Origin of the sequence: Peribacillus simplex (genome assembly GCF_001542915.1) — a bacterium.
GTDB lineage: Bacteria > Bacillota > Bacilli > Bacillales > DSM-1321 > Peribacillus > Peribacillus simplex_B.
Window position 1 is genome coordinate 29,898 of record NZ_LNNH01000032.1, and the last position, 13,184, is coordinate 43,081.

Below are 13,184 nucleotides of genomic sequence, written 5' to 3' on the forward strand. Positions count from 1 at the left end.
ATTGCTTTATGCCTGAATTTCAGTTTCCGCCACACTATCAATAGAAAGCTCTGGTGGCCGCTTACTAAACATTTTCGTATTGGAAAGGAGCAGGATGAAACCTATTCCAAACCATCCCAGTCCGAGGAAAAGTGCCTTTAAATCAAGACTAGTCCATAACCAAATGGTGAAACTTGCCCCCATCAGCGGCAATATAAGATATTTTAGTGTGTTGATCCCGTCCCTTTGCTTCTCCCTCATAAAATAATGAGAAATAACCGAAAGATTCACAAATGTGAATGCCACGAGCGCGCCAAAGTTAATAAAGGAGGATGCTGTCACTAAATCGACGAATAAAGCAGATAAAGCAAAAATTCCCACTAAGATGATGTTGTGTGTTGGCGTCCGGAATTTGGGATGAATATGACCAAATATTTTTTTAGGAAGAACGCCATCTCTCCCCATCGCATACAAAAGCCGTGAAACACTCGCATGGGCTGATAGACCGGATGCCAGCCCCCCCGTGATATATCCTGCTAGAAAAATGGATTGAAATAAATTCCCTCCGATATACATGGCAATCTCCAAGGCAGCGGAATCCGGATCATTAAAAGCTTGGAAATTTGGATAAACGAGTTGACAGATGTATGAGATGGCGATAAACAGACCTCCGCCTATTAATGCTACCAGGAAAATGGCTCTTGGTATGGTTTTTTTCGGATTAATCGTTTCCTCAGAAAATGTGGTGACCGCATCAAATCCTAAAAAAGATAAACATAGAATAGAAGATCCTGCCAATACCAAGGATAGCGGTATTTCTCCATTCACAAATGGCGAATGCATGAATAATGTCCCTGAACCCATTCCGGTAAGTAATCCTTTAATGGATAGGAATGTGAATATCGCTATGATGGAGAATTGACAGCCAACCAATAAAATATTTATCTTGGTTGCAATCTTCACACCAATGATATTGACGAAGGTGATTAAAAGGACAAAGCCAATTAACCAGGCAGAGAAAGGAATGGATGGAAAATATGCGTTTAAGTAAATGGCAATCAATAATCCGTTAATCATCGGCAAAAATAAATAGTCCAATAGGATGACCCAACCTACCAAGAAACCAAGATGAGGATTAAAGGCCTTTTGAGTGAATGTATACGCAGAACCAGAAACCGGGTAGGCCTTAACCATCTGGCCATAGCTATAAGCTGTAAACAACATGCCCACCAAAGCTATGATGTAAGCAGCAGGTACCATCCCTTTCGTTATTTCGGCTACTACCCCATATGTGGAAAAGACGGTGGTCGGTGCCATATAAGCCAACCCAAATATCACTAAAGGAAATACGGTTAACGAACGTCTTAATTTTGCATTCTCCATGTATCACTCCACCCATAATCAGACTTAACCAACTAATATGCAAATATCATACCAAGCCGAGTAAAGGTTTCTTGACGATTGGGATTCTATATTTTCGCAATAATTACAATAAACAGATTATTTATTAGGTGTTTAGCTTTATGCACCCCTACATCAATTATGCAACATTGCATACTAAGTCGTGGGCGAAAAAGCTGTTTCACGACTATTGGTTGATCCCGAATGATGCTCCCAACACCGCTCATGATAAAAACAACCGTTTGATTTCATTTATCATGTAAAACGTGTGCGCAAAAGACACACACCCCATAATTATCCTTCCGTTACTTGGTTCAATGTAGCATAAGAATATCAGAGATAAAAGGCTTCTCGTTGTGTAAATCACGAGAAGCCTTTTTTAATGATGGATGATGTTACACCTATAGTATTTCAGGTCCTTTTTATTGTTCTTTGAAGCAGAAACGGACCTCTCATTCCAAGACTCGGTGCTTCAAATTAGGAAACACATCCCGAATTTCAGCAATCTGAGATGGATCAATCTCCGTTTTAATAATGGCTTCTTCATCTCCTCCTGCAGCCACAACAATCCCCCATGGGTCAACCACTTGACTATGGCCAGCTAACAGAACGTCATTAGTATTGCCAACACAATTGCTTGAAATTAAGAAGCACTGGTTTTCCAATGCCCGAACTGAATTGAATAATTTCCAATGCTCCAATCTTCTATGCGGCCAAGCAGATGTAACCAGAAGCATTTCTGCTCCAAGATCCACTTCTGCGCGGTACAATTCAGGAAATCGCAAATCATAACAAGTTGATAAGCCGACTTTCCCGAATTCCGTATCCACTACAGTCGTTTCATTTCCCCTCGTCAATATTTGCCCCTCTTTTGAACCGTATTGAAACAAATGCATTTTTCGGTAGGTACCTATAAGTGTCCCGTCCGGAGAAAACAGGACGCTCGTGTTGTAATATTTCCCATTGTTTTTTTCTATAAAACTGCCTGCAAATATATATGAATTGACCTCTTTTGCCTTTGAGGAGAATCGCCGTACAAAATCCCCATTCAACTCTTCCGATTCATCAATATAACGATCAAAAGAAAAGTACCCCGTTGCCCACGTTTCTGGCAGAACAATTAAATCCTGTCCTTTTAATCCGTCAATCATTGACTCGACGCGATCTATGCGATCATTTTTTGATTCAATATCTTTAATCTCCAATTGTATTGATGCAATTTTCATTTCTGCAACATCCTTTTTATTTAGATTTTTTATATTCGTTCTCTCACTCTCACCTGAGGTAGGATGGTAAAAATTCATCCACCATTTGGACCCGCTCATACTATCAGATAAAGCAATCTTTACTACCGTTAAATCCTTTTATGGCATGCAAACGAGCAATCCTTCCTTCAGTAACTCTTGAATGGCTTTCGCTAGAGACGTTCTTGAAATATTTAACCATTCAGCTAATTGAATTTCAGTAAATAATCCATCACTGGTACTGCCACCTTTTTTAACCTGTTTATACACTTTATCTTGCGTTGGACTTTCCTTCCCGATTGGCTATAATTGTATTTTTGCCATATGAACAACCGAATCTACTATTTTGTCAAATCCTTGCATGTGTCATGTATACATATTACTAACATGCCAGACACAAGCCAATGATATATTCTCATTTTTCAATTTTTTTTCTCGGACCCCCAATGTTTGAAAGAGACAATGTAACCTAGATTACAAGCTAACAAAAAATTCTTCACGCTCACCGCTACTTGCATTAGTGTTATCTCATTATTGCATTTTTGCATTTTTGGCAACATTAGGTCTTTCTTGATTATGGTTCTTGCAGCCCCTTTGATCCAAATTTCATACATGAAGACCAAAAGAAGTTCCTTTTGTTTTTCCGATCCCATTAAAAAGCTTTCATACACTGATTACACAACGATTATCATCATTTCATGTACTATGCGAAAGGGATTTTTGTTATCATTAGTTCATATTCTTGGGAATGAATGCTAAGTTTTTTAAGGAGGAACCGTTTTGAAAAATCCATATTCGGAATTAACGATCGGGATGCTGAGGACAGGCATTTTAGGTTTTGGCGGCGGACCATCTGTCATCCCGCTCATCCGTCATGAAGCCGTTTCCCGATATCATTGGCTCGATGATGATGAATTCGGTGACACGCTGGCGATCGCCAATACGCTTCCAGGGCCGATTGCCACCAAGATGGCGGCATACCTTGGTTATCAATTGAAGGGCTGGCCGGGAGCACTTTTGAGTGTGGCTGCACACGTATTGCCTTCATGTCTTGCTATGGTTTTCCTGATTGGATTCATTAATGTGCTAAGCAATTCAGCAATGGTCGGCACAATGATCGCTGCTGTCATGCCAGTTGTTGCCGTCATGCTTGGTCAAATGGCTTATGAGTTTGGCGAAAAGGCGATAAAAGGGTTAGGGATGGTGCTTGGCATCACCTTTTTTGCGATTTCTTTTATCCTGCTCCAGACGGTCTCCCTTCACCCAGGTATCGTCATCATGATTTTCCTTTTGTATGGAGCGTTCCACTTTAAATTAAAAGAAAAATTGAAAAGTAAAAAGATGGATCGGAAGGAGGGATCTGCCTAATGGGCTTTATCATCCCGATCGGGGTCGCTGTTTTTCTTGCGTTCTTCATTGCCAACCTTCTAGGATATGGCGGAGGTCCAGCTTCCATCCCGCTTATGTATGATCAAATCGTAACCCGTTACGGCTGGCTCGATAATACCCAATTCTCACAAATGCTCGCGCTGGGAAATTCCCTTCCAGGTCCGATTGCCACCAAGATTGCCGCATATGTCGGATATGATGTGTATGGCTGGCCAGGTTTCTTAGCTGCATTGGCCGGCACCATCATCCCTTCCGCCGTGGCATTGATCTATTTATTGAAAATCCTGCGTAAATACAAGCAATCATCTGTCGTAAAAGGGATGTCATTACTGGTACAGCCCGTAATCACGATCATGATGTTATTGCTTACCTGGAGCATGGCCGCAGATGCCGTCGGTTCCATTGGTTACATCCATTCGATCATCATCGCCGGATTCGCCTTCTTGGCTTTAGGTAAATTCAAGATCCATCCAGCATTCGTAATCGTCCTTGCCTTTGCTTACGGAGGCTTTGTCATTCCGCTCACTTAAATCCCGCCAAATTTAAAGTTTAAAAATTGATTGCATAGTGGACTCATTGAACACATTTCTTACCTATAGGCGAAAATTCAAAAGGGGTTCGGATTTTTAAAAATTCCGAACCCCTTTTGTCTGCAAACTGTCCCGCCGATATCTCGGCCTTATCTTTAATGAATGATCCGGAGCCAAAAGTAAAGCCCGATCAATGTAATCAATAAGGTGGGGACGGTTAGGATGAACCCGACCTTGAAATAATACCCCCAAGTGATCTTGACACCTTTTCCCTTTAAAACATGCAGCCACAGCAACGTGGCCAAAGATCCTATCGGGGTGATTTTCGGTCCTAAATCAGAACCGATCACGTTTGCATAGATCAGCGCTTCTTTAATTGGCGCTGTTGTTTGTACCTCGGCGATGGCCAATGCATCAATCATCACTGTTGGCAGATTGTTCATGAAGGAAGAAAGAACCGCTGCGATGAACCCCATGATGATCGCAGCCGAAAATAATCCTTGATTCGCCGTCGCCTGAATGACATCAGCTAACAAGCTGGTCAATCCAACATTCTTCAAGCCGTACACGACTACATACATCCCGATCGAAAAGAAAACGATATTCCACGGTGCCCCTTTCATTACACCTTTTACGTCCACTGCAGGACTTCTCCTTGCCAGCAATAAGAGGAAAAGCGCAATCGCAGCTGCAATGAAAGATACAGGAATGCCGATGAATTCGCTAACGAAGTATCCAACAAGCAAAATCGCAAGGATCAGCCAGGAAATCTTGAACATGTTTGCATCCCTGACCGCTTCTGCCGGTTTCTTTAAATGCTTTGCTGCATATGTAACGGGTATCTGTTGCTTAAAGAATAAGTACAGGACCAAAATGCTTGCGCCTAGACTGATTAAGGTAGGAACGATCATCCTGCTGGCATACTCGCCAAAACCGATCCCAAAAAAATCTGCGGAAACAATATTCACTAGATTGCTGATGACAAAGGGCAAGGACGTCGTATCTGCGATAAATCCACTTGCCATGATGAATGGCAGCACCATTTTATCTTCAAAATTCAGTGCCCGTACCATTGCAAGAACGATTGGAGTCAAAATCAAGGCTGCTCCGTCATTGGCAAAAAACGCAGCGGTTATGGCTCCCAAAATCAATACCAATACAAATAAACGGACACCGCGGCCGTCAGCAACACGAGCCATATGGAGCGCTGCCCACTCAAAGAAACCCACTTCATCCAATATTAACGAAATGATGATTAACGCGACAAACGTCAATGTCGCATTCCAGACGATTTGCGTTACATCACTTACATCCTGAAAAGAAACGACATCGAACATCAACGCAATGATTGCCCCGCCGCACGCACTCCAGCCTATCCCTAGACCCTTGGGCTGCCAAATAACCAAAACCAACGTGACAACAAAAATAATTATCGCCAATATTATCGAACTCATGTTATCTGCACCACTCGCAACTCCTTCTACGAAACTATCTCTTAACTATATAAGAATAATAGTTAAGACACAATCCGGACGCTTCAACAAGTCCTGACAATTCAATACTCCCCTTCCAGCTCATTCTCATGCACCTGGACAAGGAATGGGACGTCGACGAAATCATTTCCTGTCGAATAGCCATTCCCGGTAAAGGAGGTGTGAGGAGATGTCTCCTTTCCTTTGGCATCATAAAAACTAGTGAACACTTGCAATCCGTCCCCCAGCGCCAGAAATTCATTCTGTCCATCTTCGGCCTGTATTTTCGCATACTGTGTCATAAGCTCCTGCCAATGATCAGGATACTCCTCGACTCCGTACATTTTTTCTTGAAGCGTAATCCGGTGCATCATTTCCATTCCTGGTTGATAGGTATCCACTCCATCTGCCACCATGAATTCCCTTTCTTTCTTTAGAAAAAACCTGATTTCGCCAACGTCATCTTTAGGATTGATATTCCAGATGATTTTTGATTTCTTTTCTCCATTCCAAACCTGAGGCTGACCTCCTTCATTCACGGAAGCTGCTCTCCATTTATTATTCTTCCAGATCCAAAAGCTCATCCCATACCCATCATCTTCGCTAATAAAAGGAACAAATACATGTGTATCATCCAAAAAGATACGGTCTTGAATGATCTTTGGCTGGGCTTCAGAAAAAAATGAGTTGATGCGTTTGATGACTTGCTTATCCGATAGGAAAGGGGCAGGGTCTTTAGGTAATTGAGTAAATGAAAGAACACCGATCATCAATAATATCGCAGCTAGTAAAATAATCTTTTTTGTTTTTTTAGCCATTCTCCCCATCACCTCCTGTCAAAATCGATTCCTTGAGCCTGAAGTAGACTTGACGTCCTTTATTAGGTGTAATCAGGATTCCCCTGCCATCTTCTTCAATGAAAATGATTGCTTTAAGTCCGCTCCCCTTTGCAGCGGTTGTCCCATTCAGGATATAAGGGAATTTCTCTTTGTGATCGCCATCTTTACGGATTCGATTATACCAAGATTCACTCTCGATCTTTTTTTGTTTCATCTTTCCCATCAATTTTTCCAGCTTTGCTTTATTTAATGTTCCTTCTTTCGAGTGGGGGTGGCTCGCTATCAATGAAGCCTTTTTAACATCCATCATATATGTCGACGGTACATTCTTCGGATACATCATTCCATCAAGCGGTATGGCTAAAAGGGCAAAAGCGAAAACGATGAAATTCGATAAAAATCCGAGCCAGGCAAAACGGCGAAATCGCTGCCATCTCGCCGCATTCCCTTGCCTTCCCAAGAGCCAAGAGAGGAGAGCCACACCGATTGGGAGAATGGGTATGCTTATGACCTCTTCTGCTAGATTAAAAGTGAAATGAAAAGCGAACATTCCTAGCACCAATACGAGAATAGCCTTCCAGAGCTTAGGAGATGCTGGTTTTTTTCTATAAATGATGGCAAATAAGGTTCCGATCAGTATGTAACTGGACGCTGTAGCAATTAAAGAGGGTGCATGCATATATTTTTCGAAATCGAACATATCTTCTGAAATTCTCCTTTTTTAGACATTTCACTCCACATATGATCCTGAGTACCTATACAATACCATATATATCCTAAGTTGTAAGTGAATGCAGGCTGTCACCCCCTCATTGAGAAATCGAAGGCGGAGGTTTTACAGCCTGCTTAAGGTGGGACAAACGTTTATGATCATTCAAGGTTCCCTTCCTCAATCCTTCGCTTGAAAGGTCTTAGCAATCGTTTTGTATTCTTCTTCATTGATGATGCCGATTTTTTTGAATAAAGCCGAATACGCAAGTATTTTTTTTTTGGTACGGTTTGTACAATTCATATCGATCAGCTCCTTTTTTACATTATATTCACCTGATGACAAAATGTTTCCTTCACTCAACAAAATTCATTTCGATAAACCAAGGAAAACTCTCATTCTTCCATTCCACTGGAATCGGGAAGGAGTCAGATGGAGTTGATTTAAAATGATCGCAGTCCTCCTTGTAACCTGCCTTCATTCGGATTATGTTTAGTATGGGAAGCAATGTGGTCGCTCTGCATAATTCCTTCATATTTATCCTCTATAATGACTTTAACAAGAAGGTGAACATCTTGAAAATCTCCTTGAAGCTAGGACTCTATATATTTAGTAGCATTTTCCTATTGGAAACAGTTTCGATGCTTTACTTACACAATCACGTCATCCAATCGCGGATCAATCAAGAATTGGAATCATTGAAATCCCGGGGCAACAGCCATCGAGATGTGTTAGAACTCTCGTATTCCGAGGGGACCCTTAAGCATATCGGCCTGATGGAATCCCATACAGATACAGATGTCGTGATAACGAATTCAACAGGCGATATTCTGCAATCTTCGGAAAATATAAATGCAGAGATGAAAACAATCTTACGGAAGACCCTTCCCCAAGTTCCCCGAAAGGGCTTGATCATCCAATCAAGTTGGAAGGATCAACCGTATATTGCCACCGTTACACCATATAACAGTGACAATGAATATGAAGGCTATGTCTATATGTTCAAAAATACAGGTGAAGTAGAAGAATTGATTGCCCAATTGAATAAGCACTTCCTTTTTGCAACGGTATTGCTTCTTTTCTTCATGCTCATCATCATCTATTTCTTATCAAAAGCCTTGACCAGACCACTAATCGGCATGAAGGAGGCGACAACGAAATTAAGCGAGGGGAATTTCTCCGTAACTGTACCCATTCGATCACATGATGAACTTGGTGAACTTGCTCAATCGATACAAAGCTTGGCTAATGAATTGAATTATTTAAAGAAGGAACGCAACGAATTCTTGGCCAGCATATCCCATGAACTGCGCACCCCTCTCACCTATATCAAGGGGTATGCTGATATTGCCCGAAGAAAAGACTTGGATGTATCCGAAAGGACGTCATATTTGGAAATCATCCATGATGAATCACAACGATTAAACAAATTGTTGGACGAACTATTCAATATGGCTAAAATGGATATGAATACCTTCACCATATCAAAAGAAACCGTCCGGCTTGCTTCATTCCTGGAAACGATTCATGAAAAGGTGCTCCCAGCCTTTCAGTATAAAAAAATGCAATTGCATCTCGAATGCAAGGAGGATTCATCGATTGATTTAGATCCTGCAAGGTTTGAGCAAATCATGCTTAACCTGCTGGATAATGCATTAAAATACTCGAACGAAAATACGGTTACCACCATCAAAGCAGAACGGTTACCTGGCAGTATCAATATTTCCATCATCGATCAAGGGGTGGGCATTCCCGATGAAGATGTCCCTCATATCTTTGACCGTTTATACCGTGTCGAGAAATCACGCGCTAGAAATACCGGCGGATTCGGTTTGGGGCTCTCCATCGTCAAACAGTTAGTCGAGATTCAAGGAGGAACCATTTCAGTTAGAAGCAAACTGAACCAAGGGACGTGCTTCACGATCATATTCAAAGGAGACCATTAAATGAAAACAGCAGTTCTGGTAGATGATGAACAAAGAATGATGGATCTGATCGAGTTGTATCTTGCTCCTCAGGGATATACGTGCATAAAGAAGGACTCGGCGCTTGAAGCGGTATTGTTCTTGAAGCATAATCATGCTGACATCGTCATTCTTGATGTGATGATGCCTGAGATAGATGGGTGGGAAGTCTGTAAAAGGATTCGGTCATTTTCTGCCATTCCCATCATCATGCTCACTGCCCGTGATGCAGCGGAAGATATGGTGAAAGGGCTGAACAATGGCGCCGATGATTATATAACGAAGCCTTTTAACGAAGATGTGTTACTGGCCAGGATCGAAGCTGTGACGCGACGGATATCGCATCACGAAGTCGACGGGGTGTCCTTTAAGGGGTTAAAATTAAATGAATCCGCTTATGAAGCGCATTATCACGCCAAGTCCATTTCATTGACGCCGAAAGAATTTTCCTTGTTGTCCTTGTTTTTAAAATCACCTGATCAAGTATACTCCAGGGATCACCTGCTTACGACCATCTGGGGTTTCAGATCGAACACGGAAGATCGGACAATCGATTCCCATATTCGAAATATTAGGGAAAAACTGCGCCATGCCGGCTTTCCGGCAAATGAGCATTTGAAAACGGTATGGGGCGTCGGGTATAAATGGAAATCTTCTTGATTGATATGCATTTCTTTTCTGAGGCGTTAGCATCAAGCGGTCACTTGTCCATTCTTGTCAGTATCGTCTTTAACATTTTGATTAGCGTGCTCGGTGTTATTCCCAGCGCTTTCATCACTGCAGCAAATATCACCGTGTTTGGATTCCAGGAGGGATTGATCGTTTCTTACTTAGGGGAAATTATAGGAGCGGCAGTGAGCTTTTGGATATATCGGAAAGGCATTCAATCACTTCAACCAAAATTCACGAGGAACCGTTGGATCATGCGACTGCAAAAGTCACAGGGATTTCCTGCATTTTGGATGATCCTCTTGCTTAGGCTCCTACCTTTCGTTCCTTCCGGCGTGATTAACCTAGCGGCAGCATTAAGTAAGACGAGCATCCTGATTTTCTTCGTCGCCACATCGATCGGGAAGATGCCCGCCCTCCTCATCGAGGCGTACTCCGTGAACCAAGTATTGAAGGCTTCAAACGAAGGGAAAATATTTTTGGTGTTGCTGCTTCTCATTATGGCAGTCCTTTATTACGTTAAAAGAAATAAGAATACAGACCTATAATTCAATAGGCTTTTCTTTTTACTAATATTCGCTAGAATACACTTATTCGAAGAAACGGGATTTCCGTTTTCTTCCTTTCGGCTATGAGGCTCCTCCCTTCCATTATTATTCAGCTGCGGATGGCTTCGTAGCCTTTTTCCTTTTATTCCCTTTCGACGAAACATTCAAAGAAAGACTCTACCATGTCTGGATCGAAATGCTTTCCTTTTTGTTCGTTCAAGAAGGATAATGCCCGTCCCACTGACCAAGAGTCTTTATACGCCCTTCTGCTTGTCAGGGCATCGAACACATCCACAATCGCAGTGATCCTTGCTTCCAATGGAATCTCCTCCCCTTTCAAATGATGGGGGTATCCCGTCCCATCCCATTTTTCATGATGATAAAGGATAATATTTTCCGCCACTTCGAGACTGCTGATGAACTCATTGTTTATTTCCCGAGAGATCTTATTCAAAATATCGGCTCCCATTAATGGATGCATCTCAATGATGGTTCGTTCATACGGAGACAATGGACCAGGTTTATATAGGATCCCTTCAGGAATCTCCGCCTTGCCGATATCATGCAGAATACTCGCATGAGCGATATGATGAATATCTCTTTCAGACATCCCCAGTTGCATTCGCCTATTATGTACGATTACAAGCTTTTCACTTAAAGTTTGCACTCTCGATAAATGCTCCTCTATGCTTGGATCGCGAATTTCGCATGAAATGGCGAGGATCTTCAATAATTCCCTTTGCGTCTCTGTCCTTTTCTTTTTTGAAAGATAAACTCCTTCCTTCAATTGTTCCAATTCTCGAAAAACCCCGACGAAATAAGACTTGTTTTTCACTTGAACAGGTGTGATCGTTATCGAGGAATGCCATACGTCCCCTGATTTCTTCCGATTGGTCAATACCCCTGACCAGGGATTCCCGTTCCTTAATTCGTTTTTCAAAGATGTGTAGGTAGTTGCTGGTGTTATACCTGACTTTAAAAAACCAGCTTTGAAACCGATTATGCTGTCCCTTGTATATCCTGTCGTCTGTTCATAATAACGATTAATATCAAGTATTCGATGATCTTGGTCCGTAATGATGACGGCATCCCCCAGCTTTAAATATCCCGCCAATTCAATTGGCAGTACAGATTCCCCTTTCAAATTCCATCCCCCCGCTACCTGCTTCTTTCTCTGCTGCCCGTGTCTTCTAGGTTAAATGAACTATTTTTGAATAATAAGGTATATAATACCATAAAACAACTTGAACGGTGGTTACTTATGTCATGATTTTTTCAGGAACTTGACTGCATGCGAAATCATTCTTAGCTCCCTTTATCTTCGCAGGACAAAGGGTAAATCGATTCAGTTGCTGGAAAGGATCACCGATATCTTCGGGAGATGACTCTACTATATTCCTGTTTTCTGGAAAAATAGAATGATTTAATTGTGTTTTCAGGGGCAATTCCTATATAATGCGCATTAGATGATTTTTTTAGCACTGAATACGAAAGGAGACTGAACATGAAAAAACTATTGTACCCTATCGTTATCGGATTATTGGCTGTTGCCTTGACGGCTTGTGGATCGAACGATGAAGCGGATAAAAAGAATGACGAGAAAGAAACTAAAACAACCGAGGCACAGCAAAGCAAAGAAACGGCTAAAGCAACTGAGGAACAACAAAAAAAGATGGAAGAAATGCAGAAGAAACTAGACAAACAAAAAGTGGATGAAAAGAAAACGGTAGCCATCGTCAATGACGAAAATATTACTGGTGCGGAATACAATACCGTGTTATCGTCAACACAAATGCAAATGCAGCAATTTGGACAAGACCCAACTACCAAGGAAGGTGCCAAGCAAATTAAAGAGCAAACCATCAATTCGTTAGTGGGGCAAACATTACTGCTGCAAGCTGCTGACAAAAAAGGCTACACAGCCTCCCAGGCTGAAATCGAAAAGCAACTTGCGAAAATCAAAGAGCAATATAAAACCGGGGAAAAATTCAAGGAAGCGATGAAGCAAGCAGGCCTGAATTCAGAAACGTTAAACACGCAGATTGCCGAAAATATTCCCTATACAAAGTACGTAGAAAATGAGATTAAAGTAGAAGAGCCAACGGATGAAGAAATTCAGAAATATTATGATCAGATTGCCGAGCAATCCAAGGCAAGCGGGCAAAAGGTAAATAAACTGGAAGAAATGAAACCGCAAATCAAGGAACAACTCGAACAGCAAAAGAAACAAGAAAAGCTTGTGAAACATGTGGAAGAACTTAAGAAAGATGCTAAGGTCGAAGTTAAAATCTAACCAAGTACGTTCAGTTCATGGACCAAAAGGTTTCGGAGGAATTCCCTTCCGAAACCTTTTTGATATTCATGGATTGGAAGCAGGTATTATGGCATTCTTCTACACGGTGTGGGTGATCGCCTTACCTATCAATAGGCTGGACGCTTC

The 13,184-nt window shown here is 41.7% G+C and carries 14 protein-coding genes; 6 read left to right on the forward strand and 8 right to left on the reverse strand.

Features of this window, described 5'->3' with window-relative positions:
* Positions 1–6 precede the first annotated feature (6 nt).
* From AS888_RS16420 to AS888_RS25850, 3 genes are all read right to left on the reverse strand, one after another.
* Positions 7–1,362, reverse strand: a complete 1,356-nt coding sequence (locus AS888_RS16420) for an APC family permease (protein ID WP_061143233.1) — start codon at positions 1,360–1,362, stop codon at positions 7–9.
* Between the two features lie 470 nt (positions 1,363–1,832).
* Positions 1,833–2,606 carry a carbon-nitrogen family hydrolase gene (locus AS888_RS16425; protein ID WP_061143234.1) on the reverse strand — a complete coding sequence of 258 codons (774 nt, stop codon included), beginning with the start codon at positions 2,604–2,606 and terminating at the stop codon, positions 1,833–1,835.
* Positions 2,607–2,744: 138 nt separating this feature from the next.
* On the reverse strand, positions 2,745–2,894 hold the full coding sequence (locus AS888_RS25850) for a GntR family transcriptional regulator (RefSeq protein ID WP_185113115.1): 150 nt from the start codon (positions 2,892–2,894) through the stop codon (positions 2,745–2,747).
* 510 nt (positions 2,895–3,404) lie between these two features.
* On the opposite strand from AS888_RS25850, the gene AS888_RS16435 reads away from it, so the two are divergent.
* Positions 3,405–3,992: a chromate transporter gene (locus AS888_RS16435; protein ID WP_061143236.1), complete on the forward strand. Its 588-nt coding sequence runs from the start codon at positions 3,405–3,407 to the stop codon at positions 3,990–3,992.
* The gene (locus AS888_RS16440) at positions 3,992–4,543 is read left to right on the forward strand and encodes a chromate transporter (RefSeq protein WP_061143237.1); all 552 of its coding nucleotides are present in this window, start codon (positions 3,992–3,994) and stop codon (positions 4,541–4,543) included. The genes AS888_RS16435 and AS888_RS16440 overlap by 1 nt, the downstream gene beginning before the upstream one ends.
* 155 nt (positions 4,544–4,698) lie before the next feature.
* Here AS888_RS16440 and AS888_RS16445 read toward each other — a convergent pair whose 3' ends face one another.
* From AS888_RS16445 to AS888_RS25855, 4 genes are all read right to left on the reverse strand, one after another.
* Positions 4,699–5,997, reverse strand: coding sequence for an arsenic transporter (locus tag AS888_RS16445; protein ID WP_061143238.1), 1,299 nt, complete (start codon positions 5,995–5,997; stop codon positions 4,699–4,701).
* A 101-nt stretch (positions 5,998–6,098) separates the two neighbouring features.
* Positions 6,099–6,833 carry a hypothetical protein gene (locus AS888_RS16450; RefSeq protein ID WP_061143239.1) on the reverse strand — a complete coding sequence of 245 codons (735 nt, stop codon included), beginning with the start codon at positions 6,831–6,833 and terminating at the stop codon, positions 6,099–6,101.
* On the reverse strand, positions 6,826–7,554 hold the full coding sequence (locus AS888_RS16455) for a hypothetical protein (RefSeq protein ID WP_061143240.1): 729 nt from the start codon (positions 7,552–7,554) through the stop codon (positions 6,826–6,828). Before AS888_RS16455 ends, AS888_RS16450 begins: the two co-directional genes overlap by 8 nt.
* Before the next feature lie 189 nt (positions 7,555–7,743).
* Complete coding sequence (locus AS888_RS25855; protein WP_155645525.1) at positions 7,744–7,908, reverse strand: hypothetical protein; 165 nt, start codon at positions 7,906–7,908, stop codon at positions 7,744–7,746.
* A 221-nt stretch (positions 7,909–8,129) separates the two neighbouring features.
* Between AS888_RS25855 and AS888_RS16460 the strand changes: the two genes are divergently transcribed.
* The 3 genes from AS888_RS16460 to AS888_RS16470 are packed head-to-tail and all read left to right on the forward strand — an operon-like array spanning position 8,130 to position 10,744.
* Positions 8,130–9,509 (forward strand): sensor histidine kinase, encoded by a 1,380-nt coding sequence (locus AS888_RS16460; RefSeq protein ID WP_311316487.1) that lies wholly within the window; start codon positions 8,130–8,132, stop codon positions 9,507–9,509.
* Positions 9,510–10,187 (forward strand): response regulator transcription factor, encoded by a 678-nt coding sequence (locus tag AS888_RS16465; protein ID WP_061143241.1) that lies wholly within the window; start codon positions 9,510–9,512, stop codon positions 10,185–10,187.
* A 5-nt stretch (positions 10,188–10,192) separates the two neighbouring features.
* On the forward strand, positions 10,193–10,744 hold the full coding sequence (locus AS888_RS16470; protein WP_061143341.1) for a TVP38/TMEM64 family protein: 552 nt from the start codon (positions 10,193–10,195) through the stop codon (positions 10,742–10,744).
* Between the two features lie 142 nt (positions 10,745–10,886).
* Here the strand turns inward: AS888_RS16470 and AS888_RS16475 are convergent, their stop codons facing one another.
* Positions 10,887–11,888, reverse strand: a complete 1,002-nt coding sequence (locus AS888_RS16475) for an HD domain-containing phosphohydrolase (protein ID WP_260320234.1) — start codon at positions 11,886–11,888, stop codon at positions 10,887–10,889.
* Between the two features lie 360 nt (positions 11,889–12,248).
* Here AS888_RS16475 and AS888_RS16480 point away from each other — a divergent pair, with 360 nt between their 5' ends.
* Positions 12,249–13,037, forward strand: coding sequence for a SurA N-terminal domain-containing protein (locus tag AS888_RS16480; RefSeq protein WP_061143242.1), 789 nt, complete (start codon positions 12,249–12,251; stop codon positions 13,035–13,037).
* Positions 13,038–13,184: the final 147 nt, after the last annotated feature.

Bases quoted from the DNA above. Each gene is read 5' to 3' on its own strand.
- AS888_RS16420 (WP_061143233.1), bottom strand. From the start codon at position 1,362: ATGGAGAATGCAAAATTAAGACGTTCGTTAACCGTATTTCCTTTAGTG.
- AS888_RS16425 (WP_061143234.1), bottom strand. From the start codon at position 2,606: ATGAAAATTGCATCAATACAATTGGAGATTAAAGATATTGAATCAAAA.
- AS888_RS16440 (WP_061143237.1), top strand. From the start codon at position 3,992: ATGGGCTTTATCATCCCGATCGGGGTCGCTGTTTTTCTTGCGTTCTTC.
- AS888_RS16445 (WP_061143238.1), bottom strand. From the start codon at position 5,997: ATGAGTTCGATAATATTGGCGATAATTATTTTTGTTGTCACGTTGGTT.
- AS888_RS16450 (WP_061143239.1), bottom strand. From the start codon at position 6,833: ATGGCTAAAAAAACAAAAAAGATTATTTTACTAGCTGCGATATTATTG.
- AS888_RS16455 (WP_061143240.1), bottom strand. From the start codon at position 7,554: ATGTTCGATTTCGAAAAATATATGCATGCACCCTCTTTAATTGCTACA.
- AS888_RS16465 (WP_061143241.1), top strand. From the start codon at position 9,510: ATGAAAACAGCAGTTCTGGTAGATGATGAACAAAGAATGATGGATCTG.
- AS888_RS16470 (WP_061143341.1), top strand. From the start codon at position 10,193: ATGCATTTCTTTTCTGAGGCGTTAGCATCAAGCGGTCACTTGTCCATT.
- AS888_RS16480 (WP_061143242.1), top strand. From the start codon at position 12,249: ATGAAAAAACTATTGTACCCTATCGTTATCGGATTATTGGCTGTTGCC.